23 protein-coding genes and 2 riboswitches are annotated in these 22,440 nt (G+C 66.0%); of the genes, 16 read left to right on the top strand and 7 right to left on the bottom strand.

Annotated elements, in window-relative coordinates; genetic code table 11:
• Nucleotides 1-21: 21 nt before the first annotated feature.
• On the bottom strand, nt 22-2,205 hold the full coding sequence (uvrB, locus tag ACFSM0_RS03540; protein ID WP_377387258.1) for an excinuclease ABC subunit UvrB: 2,184 nt from the start codon (nt 2,203-2,205) through the stop codon (nt 22-24).
• A gap of 343 nt (nt 2,206-2,548) precedes the next feature.
• Here uvrB and ACFSM0_RS03535 point away from each other — a divergent pair, with 343 nt between their 5' ends.
• From ACFSM0_RS03535 to thiE, 4 genes are all read left to right on the top strand, one after another.
• Complete coding sequence (locus ACFSM0_RS03535) at nt 2,549-2,860, top strand: ETC complex I subunit (protein WP_377387256.1); 312 nt, start codon at nt 2,549-2,551, stop codon at nt 2,858-2,860.
• A 289-nt stretch (nt 2,861-3,149) separates the two neighbouring features.
• Nucleotides 3,150-3,276: riboswitch (TPP riboswitch) on the top strand.
• 101 nt (nt 3,277-3,377) lie between these two features.
• A complete protein-coding gene (gene thiC, locus ACFSM0_RS03530) occupies nt 3,378-5,180 on the top strand; it encodes a phosphomethylpyrimidine synthase ThiC (protein ID WP_377387253.1) in 1,803 nt (600 codons plus the stop codon).
• Entirely contained in the window at nt 5,177-5,995 is an 819-nt protein-coding gene (gene thiM / locus ACFSM0_RS03525; protein WP_377387250.1) for a hydroxyethylthiazole kinase, read from the top strand. The genes thiC and thiM overlap by 4 nt, the downstream gene beginning before the upstream one ends.
• Entirely contained in the window at nt 5,992-6,642 is a 651-nt protein-coding gene (gene thiE / locus ACFSM0_RS03520; protein ID WP_377387247.1) for a thiamine phosphate synthase, read from the top strand. Before thiM ends, thiE begins: the two co-directional genes overlap by 4 nt.
• Here thiE and thiD read toward each other — a convergent pair.
• Entirely contained in the window at nt 6,631-7,437 is an 807-nt protein-coding gene (gene thiD / locus ACFSM0_RS03515) for a bifunctional hydroxymethylpyrimidine kinase/phosphomethylpyrimidine kinase (protein WP_377387244.1), read from the bottom strand. The genes thiE and thiD overlap by 12 nt on opposite strands.
• On the bottom strand, nt 7,434-7,883 hold the full coding sequence (locus ACFSM0_RS03510) for an NUDIX hydrolase (RefSeq protein WP_377387241.1): 450 nt from the start codon (nt 7,881-7,883) through the stop codon (nt 7,434-7,436). Before ACFSM0_RS03510 ends, thiD begins: the two co-directional genes overlap by 4 nt.
• A 35-nt stretch (nt 7,884-7,918) precedes the next feature.
• A riboswitch (TPP riboswitch) is annotated at nt 7,919-8,034 on the bottom strand.
• Between the two features lie 196 nt (nt 8,035-8,230).
• On the opposite strand from ACFSM0_RS03510, the gene ACFSM0_RS03505 reads away from it, so the two are divergent.
• The 12 genes from ACFSM0_RS03505 (at nt 8,231) to ACFSM0_RS03450 (ending at nt 19,930) form a co-directional block, all read left to right on the top strand.
• Nucleotides 8,231-8,614 (top strand): hypothetical protein, encoded by a 384-nt coding sequence (locus ACFSM0_RS03505; RefSeq protein ID WP_377387239.1) that lies wholly within the window; start codon nt 8,231-8,233, stop codon nt 8,612-8,614.
• 326 nt (nt 8,615-8,940) lie between these two features.
• The gene (locus tag ACFSM0_RS03500) at nt 8,941-9,936 is read left to right on the top strand and encodes a sugar phosphate isomerase/epimerase family protein (protein WP_377387236.1); all 996 of its coding nucleotides are present in this window, start codon (nt 8,941-8,943) and stop codon (nt 9,934-9,936) included.
• A 39-nt stretch (nt 9,937-9,975) separates the two neighbouring features.
• Nucleotides 9,976-11,025, top strand: coding sequence for a sugar ABC transporter substrate-binding protein (locus ACFSM0_RS03495; RefSeq protein ID WP_377387233.1), 1,050 nt, complete (start codon nt 9,976-9,978; stop codon nt 11,023-11,025).
• 65 nt (nt 11,026-11,090) lie between these two features.
• The gene (locus ACFSM0_RS03490) at nt 11,091-12,578 is read left to right on the top strand and encodes a sugar ABC transporter ATP-binding protein (protein WP_377387230.1); all 1,488 of its coding nucleotides are present in this window, start codon (nt 11,091-11,093) and stop codon (nt 12,576-12,578) included.
• Between the two features lie 19 nt (nt 12,579-12,597).
• A complete protein-coding gene (locus ACFSM0_RS03485; RefSeq protein ID WP_377387226.1) occupies nt 12,598-13,584 on the top strand; it encodes an ABC transporter permease in 987 nt (328 codons plus the stop codon).
• A 3-nt stretch (nt 13,585-13,587) separates the two neighbouring features.
• Nucleotides 13,588-14,442, top strand: a complete 855-nt coding sequence (locus ACFSM0_RS03480) for a MurR/RpiR family transcriptional regulator (RefSeq protein WP_377387222.1) — start codon at nt 13,588-13,590, stop codon at nt 14,440-14,442.
• 2 nt (nt 14,443-14,444) lie between these two features.
• On the top strand, nt 14,445-15,326 hold the full coding sequence (locus tag ACFSM0_RS03475; RefSeq protein ID WP_377387219.1) for a PfkB family carbohydrate kinase: 882 nt from the start codon (nt 14,445-14,447) through the stop codon (nt 15,324-15,326).
• 390 nt (nt 15,327-15,716) lie between these two features.
• On the top strand, nt 15,717-17,099 hold the full coding sequence (gene hutW / locus ACFSM0_RS03470) for a heme anaerobic degradation radical SAM methyltransferase ChuW/HutW (protein WP_377387216.1): 1,383 nt from the start codon (nt 15,717-15,719) through the stop codon (nt 17,097-17,099).
• An 11-nt stretch (nt 17,100-17,110) separates the two neighbouring features.
• Nucleotides 17,111-17,608, top strand: coding sequence for a heme utilization cystosolic carrier protein HutX (hutX, locus tag ACFSM0_RS03465; protein WP_377387213.1), 498 nt, complete (start codon nt 17,111-17,113; stop codon nt 17,606-17,608).
• Nucleotides 17,605-18,519, top strand: coding sequence for an NAD-dependent epimerase/dehydratase family protein (locus tag ACFSM0_RS03460; protein WP_377387210.1), 915 nt, complete (start codon nt 17,605-17,607; stop codon nt 18,517-18,519). Before hutX ends, ACFSM0_RS03460 begins: the two co-directional genes overlap by 4 nt.
• Nucleotides 18,520-18,705: 186 nt before the next feature.
• On the top strand, nt 18,706-19,254 hold the full coding sequence (locus ACFSM0_RS03455) for a flavodoxin (RefSeq protein WP_377387207.1): 549 nt from the start codon (nt 18,706-18,708) through the stop codon (nt 19,252-19,254).
• 235 nt (nt 19,255-19,489) lie between these two features.
• Nucleotides 19,490-19,930: a hypothetical protein gene (locus tag ACFSM0_RS03450; protein ID WP_377387204.1), complete on the top strand. Its 441-nt coding sequence runs from the start codon at nt 19,490-19,492 to the stop codon at nt 19,928-19,930.
• A gap of 76 nt (nt 19,931-20,006) precedes the next feature.
• Here ACFSM0_RS03450 and ACFSM0_RS03445 read toward each other — a convergent pair whose 3' ends face one another.
• The 4 genes from ACFSM0_RS03445 to ACFSM0_RS03430 form a co-directional block, all read right to left on the bottom strand.
• Nucleotides 20,007-20,648, bottom strand: coding sequence for a phage tail length tape measure family protein (locus ACFSM0_RS03445; protein ID WP_377387201.1), 642 nt, complete (start codon nt 20,646-20,648; stop codon nt 20,007-20,009).
• Nucleotides 20,554-20,847: a hypothetical protein gene (locus ACFSM0_RS03440; RefSeq protein WP_377387198.1), complete on the bottom strand. Its 294-nt coding sequence runs from the start codon at nt 20,845-20,847 to the stop codon at nt 20,554-20,556. The genes ACFSM0_RS03445 and ACFSM0_RS03440 overlap by 95 nt, the downstream gene beginning before the upstream one ends.
• On the bottom strand, nt 20,844-21,584 hold the full coding sequence (locus ACFSM0_RS03435) for an AAA family ATPase (RefSeq protein ID WP_377387195.1): 741 nt from the start codon (nt 21,582-21,584) through the stop codon (nt 20,844-20,846). Before ACFSM0_RS03435 ends, ACFSM0_RS03440 begins: the two co-directional genes overlap by 4 nt.
• A 59-nt stretch (nt 21,585-21,643) precedes the next feature.
• On the bottom strand, nt 21,644-22,440 hold a 797-nt coding region (locus tag ACFSM0_RS03430; protein WP_377387192.1), incomplete at its 5' end, for a Mu transposase C-terminal domain-containing protein.

Genomic DNA, 22,440 nt, shown 5'->3' with positions numbered 1-22,440 from the left:
GAGCGCGCCCCGGTCGGCCCGCTAACGCTTCTTCGGGCGCTTGACCCCGCCGCGCTGGCCGGGGCGGCCCGCCGTGGAGCGCCCCTTGGCCTGGGTGGCGGCCTCCACGGCTTGATCGACGGCAGACTGGCGCGCCAGCGGATCATCGGCCACGGCAAGCTCAACTGCCTCCAGACGCTTGATCTCGTCGCGCATCCGGGCCGCTTCCTCGAATTCGAGGTTCTCGGCGGCCTTGCGCATTTGCAACCTTAGCCCCTCAAGATGCGCCGCCAGATTGGCCCCGGCTTTCACATTTTCAACTTTTGCAGTGACACGGGCCATATCGGTATCGCCCGCCCAGAGCCCGGCCAGCACATCGTCAACATTCTTGCGCACCGTCTGCGGTGTGATGCCATGCGCGGTGTTGTAAGCGATCTGCTTTTCGCGGCGGCGGTTCGTTTCGCCAAGCGCGCGCTCCATCGAGCCGGTGATCTTGTCGGCATACATGATCACCCGGCCATCGGCGTTGCGCGCGGCCCGCCCGATGGTCTGGATCAGCGAGGTCTCCGAGCGCAGGAAGCCCTCCTTGTCGGCATCGAGAATGGCGACGAGCCCGCATTCGGGAATGTCGAGCCCCTCGCGCAGAAGGTTGATGCCGATCAGCACGTCAAAGGCGCCAAGCCGCAGATCGCGCAAGATCTCGATGCGCTCGATCGTGTCGATGTCGGAGTGCATGTAACGCACCCGGATGCCCTGTTCGTGCAGATATTCGGTGAGGTCTTCGGCCATGCGCTTGGTGAGCGTGGTCACCAGCACGCGCAGCCCGCGCGCCGCGACCTTGCGGATTTCGTCAAGAAGGTCATCCACCTGCGTCTCGACGGGGCGGATCTCCACCTCCGGGTCCAGAAGCCCGGTGGGGCGGATCACCTGTTCGGTGAACACGCCGCCCGTCTGTTCCAGCTCCCATGCGGCCGGGGTGGCGGACACGAACACCGATTGCGGGCGCATCGCGTCCCATTCCTCGAATTTGAGCGGGCGGTTGTCCATGCAGGACGGCAGCCGGAAACCGTGTTCGGCGAGCGTGAACTTGCGCCGGTAGTCGCCCCGATACATGCCGCCGATCTGCGGCACGGTGACGTGGGATTCATCGGCAAAGACAATCGCCGTGTCGGGAATGAATTCAAAAAGGGTCGGGGGCGGCTCGCCCGGGTTGCGCCCCGTCAGATAGCGCGAATAGTTCTCGATGCCGTTGCACACGCCCGTCGCCTCCAGCATCTCGATGTCAAAATTGGTGCGCTGCTCAAGCCGTTGCGCCTCCAGAAGCTTGCCCTCGCCGGTGAGCTGCTTGAGCCGCTGCGCGAGCTCCGAGCGGATCGACTTGATCGCCTGCTGCAGCGTCGGGCGGGGGGTCACGTAGTGGCTGTTCGCGTAGATTCGGATCTGCTCGAAACTGTTCGTCTTCGCGCCGGTGAGCGGGTCGAATTCGGTGATCGCTTCCAGCTCCTCGCCAAAGAAGCTGAATTTCCAGGCGCGGTCTTCAAGGTGGGCGGGCCAAAGGTCGACCGTGTCGCCCTTCACGCGGAAGGCGCCGCGCTGGAAGGCGGCATCGAGGCGCTTGTATTGCTGCGCCACGAGGTCTGCCAGAAATTTGCGCTGATCGTAGAGCCCGCCCACGCTCAGGTCTTGCGTCATCGCCGAATAGGTCTCGACCGAGCCGATGCCATAGATGCAGCTTACCGAGGCAACGATGATCACATCGTCCCGCTCCAGCAGCGCCCGGGTGGCCGAGTGGCGCATCCGGTCGATCTGCTCGTTGATCATCGATTCCTTCTCGATATAGGTGTCGGTGCGCGCAACATAGGCTTCGGGCTGGTAGTAATCATAATAGGAAACGAAGTATTCCACCGCGTTGTCGGGGAAGAAGCCCTTGAATTCTCCGTATAATTGTGCGGCGAGCGTCTTGTTGGGCGCAAGGATGATGGCGGGGCGCTGGGTCTCTTCGATCACTTTCGCCATCGTGTAGGTCTTGCCCGTGCCGGTCGCACCGAGCAGCACCTGATCGCGCTCTCCCGAACGCACCGCGGCCGATAGCTCGGCAATGGCGGTGGGCTGGTCGCCCGCAGGGGAAAACTCGGTCTTCATCACGAAGCGCTTGCCGCCCTCAAGCTTGGGGCGGGTGAGCACATCGGGGCGGTCTACGGGGCGGTTGTCATTGTTGTGGGGCATGGGGCCTCCTCGGGCAGGCCTCAATGTCGGTCCCTTTTCGTTCTCTTTCAAGGCCTTGTCGAAGAGGTTACGAACAGGTTAAGGTAAATGCTCAAATTTGCGATGCATATCAATAGTTTGAGTTGCAATTTCGCTTGAGTTTTTGCGCCGTTTTTTGCATGTTGTCCAGGCAAGCAGCATTGGCTACCGGCCGGGGCACCACCCCACCCCCTCGCTCCCCAAACCCGGCCGGTAGCATCCCTCCCCGCATCCTGACGCTCTGCCGAGTTCGGCACACAATGGTATGCAGCACTTGCGTTTTTGCCGGGAGGCGCTACAACAAGGTGTCAACAAAGAGGGTCCCATGCGCGCGCGTATCTATCAGCCTGCCCGCAACGCCATGCAATCCGGGCAAGCGAAAACGAAACTGTGGTATCTCGATTTCCTTCCGGCCGAGGCGCGGGATCTCGACCCTTTGATGGGCTGGACCGGTTCGGCCGATACGCAAAGCCAGGTGCGGCTGAAGTTCGAGAGCCGTGAGGCGGCGGAGTATTACGCCAAGACCCATGGGATCGACTATACCGTGACGGGCGCACACAAGCGCGCCGTCAATGTGCGTGCCATGGGATATGGTGAGAATTTCCAATCCAACCGCCGCGCGAACTGGACCCATTGAGGCTCCAGATCCGGGTCGGATTGTGGCCCGATCGGGCACATCGAGCACCGGGGCCGGCGGCGGGAATGGATGGTCAGGATATGGGGCGCCCTGAGGGCGCCCTTTGCATATCTGGTGTGCGCGGGCCAAGGGCGGCCCGTCGAGCCAGTCGGATTTTGGCCGAAGCGGAGCAGATTCAGACGGCCAAGGCCAAAGTTGGCGCTGTCGCGCAGGGGCGGGCGGGCCATGTGAACCGCGCATTGCGCAGACGGCACCGGTTGACAACTTCCCCCCCGAAGCGCCATTCTGAAGCCCTCACCCGGGGGGTCTCGACAAGAGGCTGAGATACTGCTGGCCGGCCCCAAGCCGCGCAGCGCAGTGACCCGATGAACCTGATCCAGTTCACACTGGCGTAGGGATGGTGCACTGGCCGCGCGGGCCCCGACCACGTCTTCGTGGGGGGAAGCATCCGATCCCGGCCCTCCCATTCGACGCGGAACTGGGTCTCCAACGCCTTGAGCTCTGGAGGCTCCGACCGATGAAAGACCTGACCCCAACCGTTACCACGGGCCCGCTGCCCGCTTCCCGCCGCGTCTGGCACGCGGGCGAGCACCACCCCGAGATCCGCGTGCCGATGCGCGAGATCGACCTGCACCCCACGGCAGGAGAGCCCCCCGTCACCGTCTACGACAGCTCCGGCCCCTACACGGACCCGGACGCCGAGATCGCGATTGACCGCGGCTTGCCCCGTTTGCGCGCGGCCTGGATTGCCGCAAGGGGCGATACCGAGACCTATCAGGGCCGCGATGTCGAGCCCGCGGATACCGGTTTTGCCGAAGGCGCGCGGCTGACGCCCGAATTCCCGCGCCGCCCGGCGCCGCGCCGGGCCCTGGAGGGGCGTGCGGTGACGCAGATGGCCTATGCCCGGGCCGGGATCATCACGCCCGAAATGGAATTCGTCGCCATCCGCGAAAACCTTGGGCGCAAAGCCGCAAAAGCGGCGCTCGCCCGCGATGGCGAGAGCTTTGGCGCCGAGATCCCGGATTTCATCACGCCCGCATTCGTGCGCGACGAGATCGCGCGGGGGCGGGCGATCATCCCCGCCAATATCAACCACCCCGAGGCCGAACCGATGGTCATCGGGCGCAACTTCCTTGTCAAGATCAACGCCAATATCGGCAATTCTGCCGTCACCTCGTCGATGGCCGAAGAAGTCGAGAAGATGGTCTGGGCCATCCGTTGGGGCGCGGACACGGTGATGGACCTGTCCACGGGCCATAACATCCACAACATTCGTGAATGGATTTTGCGCAATTCCCCGGTGCCCATCGGCACGGTGCCGCTCTATCAGGCGCTGGAGAAAGTGGGCGGCATCGCCGAAGACCTGACCTGGGAGGTGTTTCGCGACACGCTGATCGAGCAGGCCGAGCAGGGGGTGGATTACGTCACCATTCACGCGGGGGTGCGGTTGCACATGATTCCGATGACGGTGGGCCGGGTGACGGGCATTGTTTCGCGCGGGGGCGCGATCATGGCGAAGTGGTGCCTGCACCATCACCGCGAGAGCTTTCTTTACGAGCATTTCGACGAGATCTGCGAGATCGCCCGCGCTTACGACGTGGCGTTCAGCCTTGGCGACGGGCTGCGCCCGGGCTCGATCGCCGATGCCAATGATGCGGCGCAATTCGCCGAGCTGGAAACTCTGGGCGGGCTGAGGCAGATCGCTTGGGCCAAGGATTGCCAGGTGATGATCGAGGGGCCGGGCCATGTGCCGCTGCACAAGATCAAGGAAAACATGGACAAGCAGCTCCGCACCTGCGGCGAGGCGCCCTTTTACACGCTCGGGCCGCTGACCACCGACATTGCACCGGGCTACGACCACATCACCAGCGGCATCGGCGCCGCGATGATCGGATGGTTCGGCACGGCGATGCTGTGCTACGTGACGCCCAAGGAGCACCTTGGGTTGCCCGACCGGGACGACGTGAAAGTCGGGGTGATCACCTACAAGATTGCCGCCCATGCCGCCGATCTGGCGAAGGGGCATCCGGCCGCACGGCTCCGCGACGACGCCCTGAGCCGCGCGCGGTTCGAGTTCCGCTGGGAAGATCAGTTCAACCTGTCGCTCGACCCGGACACGGCGCGGTCGATGCATGATGAAACCCTGCCCAAGGAGGCCCACAAGGTGGCGCATTTCTGCTCCATGTGCGGGCCGAAATTCTGCTCCATGCGCATCAGCCACGACATCCGTGCCGAGGCGCAGCAGGCGGGCATGCAGAAGATGGCGGAAAAGTTCCGTGAGGGCGGAGATCTCTACATGCCGCTGGAGGACGGGAAATGAGCGGATGGGAAGGGAGCGGCGCGCCCGAACACTTGCTGCGCGCGCTCAGAGCCGAACCGCCGCTGGTGCAATGCATCACCAACTATGTCGCCATGAACATTGCCGCCAATGTTCTGCTCGCCGCCGGGGCCAGCCCGGCGATGGTGTCGGATGCTGCGGAGGCCGGAGAGTTCGCCGGGATCGCCGGTGCGGTGACAATCAACATCGGCACCCTGTCTGCTGCGTTCCTCGACGGCATGAACGCCGCGATCTTGGGCGCGCAGGCCGCCGGTCGCCCCTGGGTGCTGGACCCGGTGGCCTGTCAGGCGACACGCTATCGCCGTGAGGTGGTGCAGATGCTGGTGGCGCAGCGCCCGGCCATTATCCGCGGCAATGCCTCGGAAATCCTGTCGCTGGCAGGTGAGGCCAGCCACGGGCAGGGCGTTGACGGGCGCGACACGGTCGCGGCGGCGGAAGATGGCGCGCGACGGCTCGCGCAGTCAAGCGGTGCGGTGGTCGCGGTGACCGGCGCGGTGGACTATGTGACCGACGGCCAGCGCGCGGTCTGGATTGAGGGTGGATCGCCCTTCATGCCCATGAACACCGCGCTTGGCTGTGCGCTGACCTGCCTGTGCGGGGCCTATGCTGCCGTGACGGACGATGCGTTTGACGCCGCCGTGGGCGCGCTGGCGCATTTTGCCGTGGCGGGCGCGCGGGCGCATGAGGGGGCGGCGGGGCCGGGCAGTTTTGCGCCCCGGTTCCTTGATGCGCTGGCCTTGGTCACGCCCGAGGCGCTGGCCGGGGCGGTGATCCGCGACGCCTCGGTGCCCGCATGAGGCCCCGCATCGGCCACAGCCTCGATCTCTCGCTCTACCTCGTGCTCGATCCCGGCCTTTGCGCCGGGCTCGGCATGGTTGCCACGGCCCGCGCCGCCGTGGCGGGGGGGGCGCGTTTGGTGCAGCTGCGCGACAAGACAGCCGATACCGCGCGCATGATCGAGACGGGGCGCGCCTTGAAGGCCGCGCTGGCCGGGACGGGCGCTGCCCTGATCGTGAATGACGATGTGGAGGCGGCGATCGCGATCGGGGCAGAGGGGCTGCACATCGGGCAGGGCGATATGGCGGTGGCGCAGGCCCGGGACCGGATCGGCGCGGCGATGGTGCTCGGCCTTTCGGTCGAGACGCCCGCGCTGGCCGCGCAGGTCGATCCGGCGCTGGTCGACTATATCGGCGCGGGGCCCGTCTTTGCCACGCCGACGAAGCGCGATCACAAGCCCCCGGTGGGCTTTGACGGGCTGGCGGCGCAGGTCGCGGCGAGCCCGGTGCCGGCCGTGGCCATTGGCGGGCTGAAGGCAGATCATGTGGCGCGGGCCTTCAAGGCGGGGGCGCGAGGCATCGCCGTGGTCTCGGCGATCTGCGGCCAGCCGGACCCCGAGGCCGCCGCCCGCGCCCTCAGGGAGAGGATCGACGCCTTATCCTTCTGAGCCCCAGAGCGCGTGGAAATGATGCACCGGCCCATGGCCCCGCCCAACCTCAAGCCGGTGGCCCTGGGCGAGTGCGGCCTGCAGGTAGGCCTTCGCGCGGGCCACCGCCTCGGGCATCGGGTGATGCGGCAAAAGCGCCGCAATGGCCGAAGAGAGCGTGCAGCCGGTGCCATGATCGCAGGTGGTGCGGAGGCGCGGGGCGCTCAGGGCCTGCGTGCCCTCGGGCCCGGCCAGCAGATCGGTGCTGTCTTCGCCCGCCAGATGCCCGCCCTTGAGCAGCACGTAATCCGACCCGAGGGCAAGGAGAGCGGGCAGCGCGGCCTTCATCGCGTCCAGGCTCCAGTCGTCGGGGCGGTTCAACAAAACGGCGGCTTCGGGCAGGTTCGGCGTGATGACTGCGGCCAGCGGCACAAGCCGTTCGCGTAACGCGAAGACCGCCTCCGGGTCCAGCAAGGCATGGCCGCTTTTGGCAACCATGACCGGGTCGAGCACAATGTTACGCGCGCCGTGATGGCGCAGACGGTCGGCCACGGCCTCGGCGATGCCCGCATTGGCGATCATGCCGATCTTCACGGCGTCGATGCGCACGTCTTCCAGCACCGCGTCGATCTGGTCGGCGACGAGTTCGGGCGCGAGCGCCTGGAAGGACCGGACACCGCAGGTGTTCTGGGCGACCACGGCGCTGACGACGGAACAGGCATAGGCGCCAAGCGCGGAGATGGCCTTGATATCGGCCTGAATCCCCGCGCCCCCCGAGGGATCGGTGCCGGCGATCGTCAGGACATTGGCGATCATGGCGCAACCTCCGCCATCAGGGCCGCCGCCTGCTCTGCGAGCTCGGCCACATCGCGGCTCAGCGCGAGGCCGCTCTCGTGCAGGGCGGCGAGATCGAACCACCGCGCCTCGAGCGCGTCATCCCCCGCAACCGGCTCTCCCGCCGTCCATCGAAACAGCACCGCGATCAGGATGAAATGGCGCCGCAGCGCGCCGCTGGCGTCATGGTCAAACGCATCGACGGCGGTGAACACGCGCAGCGGCGCGGCGGAAACGCCGGTTTCTTCCTCCAGTTCTCGGGTTGCGGCCTCGAACAGGGTCTCGCCATGGTTTATTTTTCCGCCCGGAAACCCCCACCATCCTGCGTCGGGCGCATGGGCGCGGCGCACGAGAAGCACCTGGTGTTCGCGCAGGACGACGGCGATCGTCGCCGAAATCGGGCGGGGTTCTGTCGATGGAGATGGCAATTTGGCCTCGTATAGCTGAGGCCGGCAAGGGCAAGAGAGCCGTGCGATCCTGTCCCTTCGCCGGCATGATCCGGATCAGGTTCAAAGGGTCACCGCGCTGCATCTGCGAGCGATATCTCAGCCCCTTGTCGGGACACCCCTCGGTATCACGCATCTTATCAGAATGAGTGTGCCGTTCAATGGATCGGTCGTGCATTGGCGGGGCACTGCGGCTTTGTTGCCCAAATCAGGTGATATGCGAGTTTTCCCCTTTCCCGGAGAGACTTATCCCACAGTCTCCGTGCCCGGGATGCCGAGCGCGGTGTCTGCTCAGACAGGTCAGAAGGGCCGTTCGGACAGGCGCGGAAATGGAAATCGACGCGCACTTTCGGCGGGCGGCCAACGGCCTCCCGATCCGCATGCCAAAACGACACCCGCCCTCGGCGTCGATGCGCACGACTGGTATCAAATCCGGCAAGGCATCACAAATCGGGCACGGCGCGTGTCGCAGCGTGTCGCCTGCGCTCTGTGCTCGTCGATTGCGTGCCGACCCGGCGTGTGCGGCCGCGCTCGCCGCCCTGCTTGCGCTGGACGCCACCGCCCCGGATGCTGCCGAGGGGGGACGGACGCCGGCTCTCGCCGAAAAGACGGTATCTCGCCTGGCGCCCGAAGAGGGGATGCAAGCCGAAGGGCGCCAAGACCGACGCGGCGATCTGTTTGGTTTTGGCGCCGGGGACGCCGGAGGGCCTTGATCTCCACGGCGGTCATCCTCAGCGCTTACCGGGACAACTCGCCTCGCGCTATCTTCACACCCGGCCCGTTGCGGCTGGTCGGGGGGGGCTACACCGCCGCGCGGACTGCCCGAAGTGGTCGTTTATGGCTGGCGCAGAAAAGCCTTGGGCCGAATGTCGCTGATGCACAGGGTTTCTCAGCCACCTGGGCCATCTCAGAAATCAACGGCTCCGCGTCCCGATGGTTCAGAGCGAACGGGTGCGAAAGCACCGTTATCGGACGGGACGTTCGCTTCCCCTTGCAACTTTACGACTTTATGATAAATCGTGAAGCAAAGGAGACTCATATGTTCGGTACCCGCTTCGCCACGCGCATCAATTCCTTCGCTTCCGCGCCGCACAGCTTCTGGCCCGAGCTTTCCGGCAAGCCGACACTCGGGCAGATGATTGCCCGGGCGGCGACGGTCGAGGGTCTGACCGAGCTTGATCTGAACTATCCCGACCACGCGGCGGGCGATACCAAGGCGATTGCGGCGATGGTGGCGGACAACGGTCTGGCGATCAGCGGGCTGGCGATGCGCTACTACACCAACCCCGCCTTCAAGCGTGGCGCCTTCACCAACCCCGACCCGGCGGTGCGCCGCGACGCCATTGATCTGACGAAACGTGGCATCGACGCGGCGCGCGCGATGGGGGCGCCGATGATGACGCTCTGGCTTGGTCAGGATGGCTGGGATTACGCCTTCCAGTGCGATTACGCGAAGCTTTGGGCCGATGAGGTGGCGGGCATCGCGGAAGTGGCGGCGCATGACCCCGACTGCCTGATCTCGATCGAATACAAGCCCAACGAGCCGCGCAGCTTCGCCCTTCTGCCCGATGCCGCCACCACGCTGCTGGCGATCGACGAGGTGGGCGCAAAGAACCTTGGCGTGACCATCGACTTCGCGCATTCGCTTTACGCCAACGAACAGCCCGCGCTGGCGGCCGCCCATGTGATGCGACGCGCGCGGCTTTTAGGGCTGCATCTGAACGACGGTTACGCCAAGCGCGACGACGGGCTGATGGTGGGCGCGGTGCATGTGCATGAAACGCTCGAACTGCTGCGCGCCTGCCGCAAGGGCGGCTTCGACGGCGCGATCTATTTCGACACTTTCCCCGATGCTTCGGGGCTCGATCCTGTGGCCGAATGCGGCGCCAATATCCGCACCGTGGGGCGGATGATCGCCGCCATCGACCGGCTCGAGGCCGACAACCGTCTGGCGCAGGCACAAGCCGAGCAAGATGCGGTGGTGGCGGTCGAACTGGCGCAACTTGCCTTGCAGGGGCGCCCGATGGCGCTCTGACGAAACTTTTTCCGACGTGTTGAAACTGGGAGGAACCACATGCAACACTTTTTGAAAGGCGCGCTGGCGGTCAGCATGTTTGCCCTGTCGCTGGGGATGGCGCAAGCGCAGGATCTGGCGCCGTTGAACTCGGACAGCGAGCCCGACCGCATGGACTGGTCCGCGCTCGAGACCGATTTCGGGCCCTTCCCCGAGCCTGCCGCGGGCACCAAGGTCGGCGGCGTATCGAAGACGCTCACCAACGAATACTGGCGCACGCTCGGCGAAGGCTATGCCCAATTCGCCAAAGCCCATGGCGTCGAATTCGTCTATCAGGCGGCGCAATCCGAAGGTGACCAGATCGGCCAGCTCTCGATTGCCGAAAACCTGATCTCTCAGGGGTTCTCGGCGCTCCTCTTCTCGCCGCAAACCGATGCGAACCTTGTTCCCGCGCTGGAGGCCGCCACCGCGGCAGGCGTGCCGGTCGTCAACGTCAATGACGCGGTGATCCCGCAGGTCGCCCATTACGTCGGCAACGTGCAAAAAGACAATGGCGTGCGCGTGGCGAAATGGTTCATCGAGCACCATCCCGAGGGCGGCAAGGTCGCCGTAATCGAGGGGCAGGCGGGCGTGTTTGCCGCCGGTCAACGCACCGCGGGCTTCACCGAAACCATCAACGCCGCCGGCAATTTCGAGATTGTCGCCTCGGTTCCGGCCGACTGGAGCCGCGAGCTCGCCTTCAACGCCGCCGCGACGATTCTGCAACAGCACCCTGACCTGATCGGCTTCTATGCCAACAACGATGGCATGGCGCTCGGCGTGGTCGAGGCCGTGAAAGCGGCCGGCAAGGCCGAGCAGACGGCGGTCTTCGGCACCGATGGGGTGTCGGATGCCTATGCCGCGATCCGCGCCGGCGATCTGACCGGGACGGTGGACAGCTTCCCCATTCTGACAGGTGAAGTTGGCATGGAAGTGGCGTTGCGCCTTATGGCCGGTCAGGATCTGCCTCGCGTGGTCGCCACGCCGCAGGCTCTGATCACGAAGGACAATATCGAAACCTTCGCCACCACCGACATGACAGCCCTGCGTGCTGCGCTGACCGCGAAGTAACGCATCCGGTGCCCACCGCATCCCTCCTCCCGCGGTGGGCCCCCCCCTTTCTCCGGATGACGAGCATGACTCACCCGCGCCTTTCGCTTTCCGGCATCGACAAATCCTTCGGGCCCATTGCGGTGCTGCATGGTGTCAACCTGACCGTCGCGCCCGGCGAGGTTCACGGCCTCGTCGGCGAAAACGGCGCCGGAAAATCAACCCTTCTGAACATTCTGTCGGGCGTTCTGCGGCCCACCGCTGGCACCGTCGAAATTGACGGCCAGCCGGTCAGCATTGCCAGTCCGCGCGACGCCGCCGCTCAGGGCATTGCGATGATCCATCAGGAGCTTCAGCAGGTGCCGGAGCTGACGGTGGCGCAAAACATCTTTCTGGGCGCCTCGCTGCGCCGTGCGGGCGGGCTCTTCATCGACCATGCCGCGCAGGAGGCCGAGGCGCAGCGCCTCCTGGCCGACCTCGACCCTGCCATCGACGTCACGGCACCGGTCAAGACCCTGCGCGTGGCGCAGCGCCAGATCGTCGAGATCGCCAAGGCGCGTCGCGCCAATGCCCGCATCATCGCGATGGACGAGCCCACTTCGAGCCTGATGCCCGCCGAGGTGGACCGGCTCGCCGAGGTGATCCGGGGCCTCGCCGCGAAGGGGGTCTCGATCATCTATGTCTCGCACAAGATGGACGAGATCTACCGGCTCTGCTCGGCCGCAACGGTGATGCGCGACGGCCATCTGGTGGGCCGGGTCGCGCTGCCCGAAACCCCGGTCGAAGACGTGATCCGGCTGATGGTGGGGCGTGCCCTCGTTCATGCCACCCATCGCAGCTTTGCCACCCCGCGCCCGGTGCTTGAAGTGCGCGGCCTGAGCCGGGGCAGCGTCGTGCGCGATGCGAGCTTCACCCTTCATGCAGGCGAGGTTCTGGGCATCGCCGGGCTCGTGGGCTCCGGGCGGACCGAACTCCTGCGCCTGATCGCCGGGATCGATCGCGCCGAGAGTGGCACGGTCGAGATCAACGGCACGGCGGTTGCCGCAACGCCGCTCGCGCGTATCCGCGCCGGGCTCGGGCTGCTCCCCGAGGAGCGCAAGCGCGAAGGCATCATCCGCTGGCGCCCTGTCGCCTCGAATATCGGCCTGTCCTCGATGCGGCGTTTCTCCCGCGCGGGCCTGATCCGCAAAGGCGCGCTTGAGGCCCGCGCGCTCGACCTCATGCGCGAGGTTCAGCTGCGCCCGCTCGATGTCCGCCGCCCGATCGGCAATTTCTCGGGCGGCAACCAGCAAAAGGTGATCTTGGGTCGCTGGCTCGCTGCCGAGGCGGAGATCCTGCTCTTTGACGAGCCCACCCGCGGCATCGACGTCGGCGCCAAGGCCGAGATTTACGAGTTGATCGAACGGCTTGCCGAGGATGGCAAGGCAATCGTGGTGGTGTCGTCGGAACTGCCGGAGGTGATCCGGGTCTCCGACCGCGTGCTGGTGATGTGCGAGGGGCGCATCACCGCCGAACTGACCGCAGGCGAGATCGGCGAGGCGGCCATTGCCCGCGCCGCGATTCCCGCGGCCTGAAGACTAACGGGAGGAAACCATGATGACGACCGCTGCCCCCAAGACCGACACCGCCCCGAAACCGGCCTCTGTCCTCTCCCGCATCCGCTTTCGCGATGCGGGCACGATCCTTGGCCTCATGATCATCGGCGCGATCTTCGCGGCTCTGACACCGAGCTTCCTGACGGTGCCGAACCTGATCAACATCCTGCAGCAATCCTCGATCAACGCCTGCATCGCGCTCGGCATGACGCTTGTCATCATCTCCGGCGGGATCGACCTTTCGGTCGGGCCGGTGGCGGCAATCTCGGGCGTGCTGGGCGCGGCGATGATGGTGGCGGGCGTCCCGGTGCCGCTCGCGATTCTCGGCGCGATCTGCATCGGGCTGTGCTGCGGCGCCTTCACCGGCGCGCTGATCACCTGGGGGGGCTTGCAGCCCTTCATCGTGACGCTGGGGGGCTTGTCGCTCTTTCGCGCGCTCGCGCTCATCTATACCGGGGGCACGCCGATCTTCGGGCTTCCGGCCGCGTTCCGCGCCTTCACCAACGGCAATCTGGCCGGCATTCCGCATCCGGTGGTGATCGTGGCCGTGCTGGCCGTGCTCGCCTGGATCTTGCTCAACAAGACACCATTGGGCGAATATTTCCTCGCCGTCGGCGGCAACCCCGATGCCGCGCGGGTGGCGGGCGTGCCGGTGGCGGCCACGAAATTTGCCGCCTACATGATTTCGGGCGCGATGGCCTCGATCGGGGCGCTGATCCTGATCGGGCGCCTTGGCGCGGCGGAACCGACGCTCGGCAACCTCTGGGAGCTTGACGCGATCGCCGCCGCGGCGATCGGCGGCGCCTCGCTCTCGGGCGGGCGCGGCTCGATCTTCGGAACACTCATCGGCTGCATCATCCTCGGCACGCTGCGCAACGGCTTGACGCTTCTGAACGTGCAGGCTTTCTATCAGCTTCTGGCAACCGGGCTGATCATCATCGTGGCGATGCTGATCGACCGTGCCACCAGTGGCAAGCAGGGGTAAGCGATGAACGATCCGCGCGCGGTGGGGGCTCAGATCCGGTCGAGACTGCCGAGCCTCACGCCGCTCGAAGGCAAGGTCGCGCAGGAGATCCTCGCCCGCAGGGACATCACGACGGAAACGCCGCTCAAGGAGATCGCGGAAAAATCCGGTGTCTCCGAGGCGATGGTGGTGAAGGTCGCCAAGAAACTCGGCTTTGACGGGTTTCGCGCCTTCCGCGAGGGGCTGATCGCCTATTACACCTCCGAAAGCGCGGCGCTGCACACCTGCATCACCCCCGAGGATACCGCGGGCGTGATCGTGCAGAAGGTGTTCCGCACCGCGATGCAGGCGCTCGAGGAAACCTTCGCCATTCTGGATCTCGTGGCATTCGAGCGCGCGGCCGACTATCTCTACCGCGCAAAACAACGCGATTTCATCGGCTTCGGCGGCTCGGCGCAGATCGCGCGCGATGTGGCACACAAGTTCCTGCGCATCGGCATTCGCGCCTCGGTCTTTGACGATGCACATATGATGATGATGTCAGCCGCGCTGCTCGGCCCCGACGATGCGGTGCTGGCCTTTTCTCATTCGGGCGAGACGGCGGCGGTGATCGAGGCGGTGGAACTGGCGCGCAAGAACGGCGCGCGAGTGATTGCGGTGACGAATTATTCGCAAAGCACGCTGGCCCGTGCGGTCGATGTGGTGCTCTGCTCGACCGCGGAGAACTCGCCGCTTCTTGGTGAGAACGCCACGGCGCGGATCGCGCAGCTCAATCTGCTCGACGCGCTCTTCGTCGAGGTGGCGCAAAAAGACCGTGCCAGCGCCGACGCTAATCTGGCCCGCACGATGCGGGCGGTGAAATCGAAAAGACGGACCTGAACATGACCCGGACCAGCCCAGAGAGCCGCCACGGAATCCTCGTGGTGGGAAGCCTTCATTACGACATCATGGTCGAAGCCGACCATCTGCCGCGTCGCGATGAAACCGGGGTGGGCAGCCGCTGGTATCCAAAGTTCGGCGGCAAGGGGGGCAATCAGGCTGTTGCGGCTGCCCGCGCCGGAGCGCCGGTGCGGATGCTGGGCGCTGTGGGGGCGGATGATTTCGGCGCCTTCCTTACGCGGCATCTGGCGCAGGCGGGGGTGGACGGATCGGCCATCGCGGTGATCGACGGCGTTGGCTCGGGGATGTCGGTGGCGATCGCCGATGCCACTGGCGATTATGCCGCGACTATCGTTTCGGGGGCCAATCTGCACATCGACCCTGCGCGTCTGGCCGATCCCGCGCTGTGGCGGGGTGTGGGAGCGGTTGTCTTGCAAAACGAGGTGCCCGAGGCGGTGAACCTTGCCGCGGCCTTGGGCGCACGAGCGCATGGCGCCAAAGTGCTGCTCAACGCTGCCCCGGCGCGCACACTTTCCCCCGAGTTCGCGGCGCTGGTCGATGTGCTGGTGGTCAATGCGGTCGAGGCCGAGATGCTGGGCACCGCTCCCGTCACCGATCTTGCCACGGCGCAGGACGCAGCCCTGACCCTTGCCGCGCGCTTTGGTGCGGTGGTGGTGACTGCGGGCGCGGCGGGGCTGGCCCTCGTCGATGCCAATGACCGCGCGTTCACGATCCCTGCGACGCGGGTCAAGGCCGTGTCCAGCCACGGTGCGGGCGATTGTTTCACCGGCACGCTGGCAGAGCGACTGACGCGAAGCCTGCCCCTGGGTGAGGCGTGCGCGGCGGCCTCCGCGGCGGCGGCGCGGCATGTGGCGGGGGGCTGATCGCGGCCTCCGGTCCGTTTTCCTCCGCGTTTCCCTGCAGACGATATCTTTACAATATTGTTCGCGCCATGATTTCAACTTTCGGCGCAAGGCGATCCGGCGGGGGACAGTCGCGGCGAGGCCAAAAGAGCGCGCCGACGCGATAACCATCAGCAGACCGGCGAGGCCGCCAGTGCCCTGACGGGCAAGGGGGACGACGCCCCCGTCGCTTGCGGATTTCCAACCGCCCGCGACGCGCCCGCATTTCTCTTGACAAAATTACTCAGAATTCCCATCTACCCCGCAGACCCCGGCTTGGGGTCGCATTGCCCAGCATGTCGCCAGGTCATTCCCGCAAGGTGAAAGGTCCGACATGCCCACATTTCCCCCCTGCCTTGACCGGTGCCCGGCATGACCGCGGCTTTGGCGCATCCCGCCGCCCCGGCCGCGGTCGAGAGCTTCTTCGCCACGATTGCGGCCGATCCGCTCGCGTGCGCCTTCCCGCGCAAGGGAGGCGCGCATCCGGGCGGGGCATTGGCGCCGGTGCCCGAGGCGCAACTGGCTGCCGCATGGGACCGGCTGATGGCCACCCCCCGCAGCCGTCGCGCCGTGGCCTATGTCCATATCCCGTTTTGCGAAAACCACTGCCTGTTTTGCGGCTTTTACCAGAACGCTTGGCGGCCCGATCTGGGCATGGCCTATGTCGATGCGCTGATCGCGCAGCTCGCGGCCTTTGCCCGGCAACCGGCGCACGAGGGCCCGCCGCTGCAAGCGGTCTATCTGGGCGGCGGCACGCCGACGGCCCTTGCCGCCCCCGACATCGCCCGGCTCGTCCGCGCCATTCGTCGCCATCTGCCGCTGGCGCCCGATTGCGAAATCACGCTGGAAGGCCGGATCCATTCCTTCGGCACCGAAAAGGCCCGTGCCGCCTTTGATGCCGGGGTGACGCGGATCTCGCTTGGCGTGCAAAGCTTCTCGGAGGCGATCCGCCGCCCCTTGGGCCGAAAGGCCAGCCGCGCCGAAATCCTCCGGGCATTGCAAGAGCTTGTGGCGCTTGATCAGGGCGCGGTGATCGTCGATCTGATGTTCGGCCTGCCCGGACAGAGCCCCGCCGATGTCGCCGCCGATGTGCGGATCTGCGCCGATCTGGGGCTGGACGGGCTTGATCTTTACGCGCTGAACCTGATCCCCGGCACGCCACTTCTGACCGCGATCGACAAGGGCAAGAAACAGGTGGCCGCCCCCGACCAGTTGGGTCATTTCTTCGCGGCGGGCGAGGCCGCGGCCGAGGAAATGGGCTGGGTGCCGATCTCCACCTCGCATTGGCAAGGCAGCCTGCGCGAACGCTCGGTCTATAATCTGGCGGTCAAGTCGGGGGCCGATTGCCTGGCCTTCGGCGCCGGCGCCGGCGGCTTTCTGGGCGATCTGAGCTTCCGGCTGACCCCGGATCTGGGCCGTTACGCCGGGCAGGCGGCGGCGGGCACCGGGCTCGTGGCCGGGATGATGCGGCAGGCGGCAAGCGCGCCCGTCGCCCAGGCGATCAAGGCGGGGATGGAGCGCGGGATGCTCGATCTTGCCCGCGCCGAGGCCGCGCTGAAAACGCTGATCCCCGCCCCCGGCCTCAGCCTTGCCGATCATTTCGCGCCGCTTCTGGCGCAGTGGCAGGCGGCCGGGCTCTGGGCGCCACAGCACCGCTTTTACCGGCTGAGCCGCGCCGGGCGGTTCTGGCAGGTGCCGATGACCACCCGCCTTCTGGGCTGGCTTGCCCACCACCCCGACCTTTGCCGAAACTGACGGAGACAAAGATGCCCCAGACGATTGCCGAAGCCCTTGCCACCACCCCCCATGCCGCGCTTGAAGACATCGCCCGCACGGCCAACACAACGCCGCTTGCGGTGCTGGAGGCCCTGCCCGCGGGCGAGGTGACCGCGCTGCCCGGATCGCTGATGGTCGAGGTTCTCGAGGCGATGGCGGATTGGGGCGAGATCACCCTGGTTGTCAACACCGGCCCGGTGATCCTTGAGGCGAAGGCGCCGCTTCTGGGCGGAACGGTGGCGCAGGGAATGTACAATTTCAAGGGCAAGCCAATCGGCGGGCATGTAAGGATCGACGCCTGCGCCCGCGTCGCCTTTGTGCGGCGCAAACTCTTTGGCACCGAAACCCGGTCGGTGCAGCTTTACGACACGACGGGCGGCTGCATGTTCAAGGTCTATCTGGGCCGCGACGAGAACCGCCAGATGATCCCGGCGCAGATCGCGGCCTTCGACGCGCTGGAACGGCGCCTGAGCGAGGCCGTGGCATGAGCGGGCCTTTGGCCGGGCGGCATCTGCTGCTGTTCGGCGCGGGCTATTGCGCGCGCGCGGTGGCGGCGCGGGCGAGAGCGCAGGGGGCGACGGTCGCCGCCACCGTGCGCAGCGCCGCCGATGCCGCGCCGCTGGCCGCCGCGGGCATCCGGCCCTGGGTGCTGGCCGAGGGGCATATCCTGCCTGGCATGGCACTCGCCGGGGTCACGGATCTGCTGATTTCCACCCCGCCCGGACCGGCCGGCTGCCCGGCCTTCGCCGCCGTTTCGGAGGCAGCGGCGACCGGGGCCGCGCTCACGGCGCTGCGTTGGATCGGCTATTATTCGTCCAGCGCCGTTTATGGCGATTGCGGCGGCGCCTGGATCGACGAAAACCGCCCTCCCGCCCCTGCCAGCCGCGATGCCGAGGGGCGACTGGTCGCGGAACGGCTTTGGCGCGGCTTGGCAAAGCGTCAGGGAGTGGCGCTCGACATCTTGCGGATCGCGGGGATTTATGGCCCCGAGGGGCGCAACCTGCTGGCTCAGCTGCACAGCGGGCGGGCGCGTGCCATCGTCAAGCCCGGGCAGGTGTTCAACCGCATCCATCGCGATGACATCAGCGCCGCCACCCTTGCCGCGATGGCGCATCCGGTGGCAGAGCGGCTGATCCATCTGGCCGATGGCGCGCCCTGTTCGACGGCCGAACTGATGGCGGGGGTGGCCACCCTGGCCGGTCTGCCCGCCCCGCCCGAAGTGTCCCTGGCCGAGGCCGGGCTACCGCCGGCCATGGCCGGGTTTTACGCCGAAAACCGCCGCCTGCGCATTGATGCGCTGCTGGCGCTGCCGGGCTTCACGCTGCGCTTTCCGGATTGGCGCGCAGGTTACGCCGACATTCTCGCCCGCGATGCGGCGGCTGCCGCCCCATGCGCCTGACCCTGAAGCTTGGCCTTCGGCGTCAAGGGCGCGTGGATCGCCATATAGCCTACAATTTCACTCACCATTATCGCATTGCTGACAATATTTGTCAGATTGTGCCGATTTTCCATCAGGATTTCTTGGCACGCCGTTTGCGAAGCAGCAGGGGGCGCAGCAAGCCCCCGCACCACCGCAGGGGACATCATGGCGAAGATCGGACTCTATTTTGGCTCGGACACCGGGACCACGCGCAAGATTGCAAAGCAGATCAAAGACATGTTCGACGACGAGGTGATGGCAAAGCCGCGCAACGTCAACCGCACCGATGTGGCCGACTTCATGGCGCACGACTTCCTGATCCTTGGCACGCCAACACTGGGGGATGGGCAATTGCCGGGGCTGAGCGCCAATGCCACCTCGGAAAGCTGGGAGGAATTCCTGCCCAAGATCGCGGATCAGGATTTCAGCGGCAAGACGATCGCGCTTTTTGGCCTTGGCGATCAGGCCAGCTATCCGCTGGAATTCGTCAACGCACTGTTTTTCTTAAATGAGTTCTTTTCCGATCGGGGGGCACAACTGGTCGGGCGCTGGCCGACCGAAGGCTATGACTTTGAAGACTCACTGGCCGTGGTCGAGGGCGCGTTTCTGGGCCTGGCACTCGATCAGGACACCCAGTCAGCCCTGACCGAGACCCGCCTCAAGACCTGGCTGGGCCAGATCGCCGCCGATTTCGGCCTGCCGGTCCCGGCGTGAGCGGGCAAACGAAAGGGGCAGCGCCATCGCTGCCCCTCGACATGAGTTCCGGATGGTCTGGTGAAGCCATCACATCCGCGGCCGCGCCCGCTTCAAGCTCGAAGCCTTGCGCCGCGTCTCCGATCTGGCCGCGATGCGGCCGTCCGCACGAATGACCATGGCCAAAGATTTTCAGCGGTTGCCATGCAGCGCTGCCGTCAGTCGGCGTCCCGCCTGTCAATCGTGACCACAGGCCATGCCGCAGCCGCGGGGCAACCTTTCCGAGGGGCTGCACATCGCCTCGATCCTGCATGACAAGGGCGCAGGCACCTATGTGCCAGGCACGGCCCGTTGCTCCTCTTCCTGCGCCGATATCGTCTTTGGCGGGGCGCACCGGCCAATGCGGGGCCGCTCGGGGTGCATCAATCCTCGTTCGGGGGCGGCGCCGGCGTGCAGCAGGAGGCACGCGCCACCACCTTCCACCGCGCAATACACCACCTCGGAAATCATCGGCATCCTGAACCAGTTCGAGACGCCGCCCTTCGTCTACGAGAAGATGTTCAGCACTGGCGACAACCATTACTTCCCCGAGGCGGACAAGGCAACGCTGAACCTGGGCGCCGAAAAGGACGGGGCATCGAGTCGCGCGGGTGATGAAATCCCCCCAAGTTGTTCCAGGTTCGGCGCCACGCGTTGAGGACAAAGCTTCGCCCTGCGGCACCGGGCAGCGGCAAAACCCTGTCGGCGCGTATTGCGGGGCCAGTTTCGGCGCTCTAGTCTCGCGCAACACTTTGCTGCTGCACGGGCTTGATGGCATTACTGAATTTCATACGGCGGCGGGGGGAGGACAAGACACCTCTTCTGGAGCGATGTCTTTCGGTGGATCTCGAGGTCGATCCGAAAACGGCCAGGATTTTCGACATGGCGGCGGTGCGGTTTGGCGAGGCGCGCATCTGCCCGAAGACCTGCGTTACCTGCGTGCCTTGCTGCATCATCAGCATGAACGGGTTTTGCCCGGCGGCCACCATAATCCCGATGTCGTTGAACTGATAGCCGAGGTTCGCCACATGGGCCGCAGAGGCCGAGGAGGACACGCCAACGGCCTGAATCTGGCTGGGCAGAGGCGCGAGGATCTGTGCCGCCCGGGTCCGTGCCGCATTCGCCTCGACCGTGCTGAGCGCGCCCAGATGCTCGGCCTCGGCAATCTCGCGCAGTTGCACCTCATATTGCTGCGAGGCCGCGAACAGCGGGTTGAACCGGGCGCGCAGCTGATCGAGCTCGGATTGCCAGGCGGCCGCTTCGCGCTGTGCCGCCAGCATCTCATTCACCTGGCCGGCGATGCTTGCTGTGGTGCCATTCACGGCATTCTGCAGCCCGGCGATGGCCGTTGCATTCCGCCCCGCCGCCGCGACCATGAGCAAGATATTCGGCCGCCACGAGGCAGGCGAAATAGTCCGCGGTCGTCTTGCGATGTGCCCCGGTGCGATCGACGACATCCGTCACGGTGAAATGCTTCGCCAGATCCTCGCCCGCCAGCTCCCGGATTGCGTCCCAGATCGTCTGACGCGGATTCGTCATGCCTTCCTTCTGCATGGTGTCGATGCGCCGCCTCATTTCAGCCCCCGCGGGCGGGGCGGTTCGCCGGTGAAGAAGCTGCCGTGCCCCCAATCGGCGGTCGTGACGGTGTTCGAGCCGTTGCGCCGCGCGAGCAGCGCGATTTCGTTCAGGTTCACGCAGATCCGCCGGATCGAGTTGCGCGACTCGGTGAGCAGGCGCTCTTTCAGCGCGTCCTCGATCGCGACGCCGGGGCAGTAGATTTCCTGCAGGAGCGTCACATCGGTGATCGTTCCCGGCTCGGCCGCCACCCAGGCGAGCATGCGCCCATGCATCCGCTCCCAGCGCATCAGCTTGCGCGGCAGATCCTCCTCGCCGATCAGAATGATGCTCGCCTCGGATTTCTCGTAGATGTCGCGCACAAGCTCGATCAGGCCGCGGGCGACAATGTGGTCGGCCTCATCGATCAAGAGCGGGCGCCCGGTGGCGCTGATCTCGCGGTAGATCGCCCGCACCATCTGATCGATCCGGCCCTGCGGTTCGATCCCGATTTCGAGCGAGATCGCCTCGCACAGGCTCTTCTTCGTCCAGGTGCTCTCGGCCTGGACGTAATAGGCGCTGAAGGTGTTCATCGCGTAGGTGGCGGCGCTCGATTTGCCGTAACCGCTCGGGCCGTAGAAAACCGCCATGCCCGGCAAGGTGGGCGCGCGCGAAATCACGCGGTCCACCAGCTGCGCCATCGCCACCACATTGCGCAGCGGCGCGACGCTCTTGAATTGCCTGTTGCTCTCTGTCATCTTCTCCTCACTTCACTGCTCGCCGCCGCGGGGCCTGCACGCTCCCGGCGGCACCTTCCTCAGCCGAACATCCGTCGACCGTGGATCTCGAAAATCCGCTTTGCGCCCCGGTAATCGGGGTGCTGCTGATAGCTTTTCAGCCAAGCCGCATCGGCCTCGCTGATCGGATCGCTAGCCGCGATTGCGTCCTCAAGGTCGATCGCACGGCGGAACTGGTCCTGCATTTTGTCCTGCTGGATCGGGCGGCGCGGCGCGGGCATGCGCACCACCTCGGCCAGTTGGGTCTGCACCACGACCGGGTCATAAGGCGCCGCTGGCGCGGCCTTCGCGCCCTCGGCCGCTTCTCTGGCCGCTTCCAGCGCGGGCGTGGTGAAGGGCTGTGCCGGGCGCTCGATGAAGGCGAGGTTCGCTCCGCGTTTCTCGCCCTGACGCTGCAGCGCATCGGAAAAATCGCGCGGCTTGATCTTGCGCATCTCGGCGCGGATCTTGTCGGTTTCCTCCTTGAGGAGGGCTTTCTGCGCCGCCTTGACCTGCATGGTGACCGCCACCGGATCTGCCCCCGCCAGGTGCGGGCAAATGGCATCGCCGAGGTAAGTCTCGCCATCGAGGGAGAACACGATGGCGCGGCCAAGATCGGTCGGGTCCATACGGACGAGCACATCCTGACCGACCGGCGCGGCACTTGTCTGGTAGTATTCGCCGTCGATCTTGATCCCTTGCTTGACCACGCGCCGCACGCCATCCTTGCCCGCGATCGGCGCGAGAAGGATGTCGAGCGCCTGCGGATGGGCGAGGCGCCGGATATCACCGAGCCAGCTCGCCGCGCGCATGAAGGGGGTCATCTTGCCCTTGAGCC

Origin of the sequence: Rhodobacter lacus (assembly GCF_042683065.1) — a bacterium.
In the GTDB taxonomy this organism is placed as follows: domain Bacteria; phylum Pseudomonadota; class Alphaproteobacteria; order Rhodobacterales; family Rhodobacteraceae; genus Rhodobacter; species Rhodobacter lacus.
The sequence above is the reverse complement of the archived record's forward strand: the minus strand, read 5'-3'. Positions and strand labels throughout refer to the sequence as shown.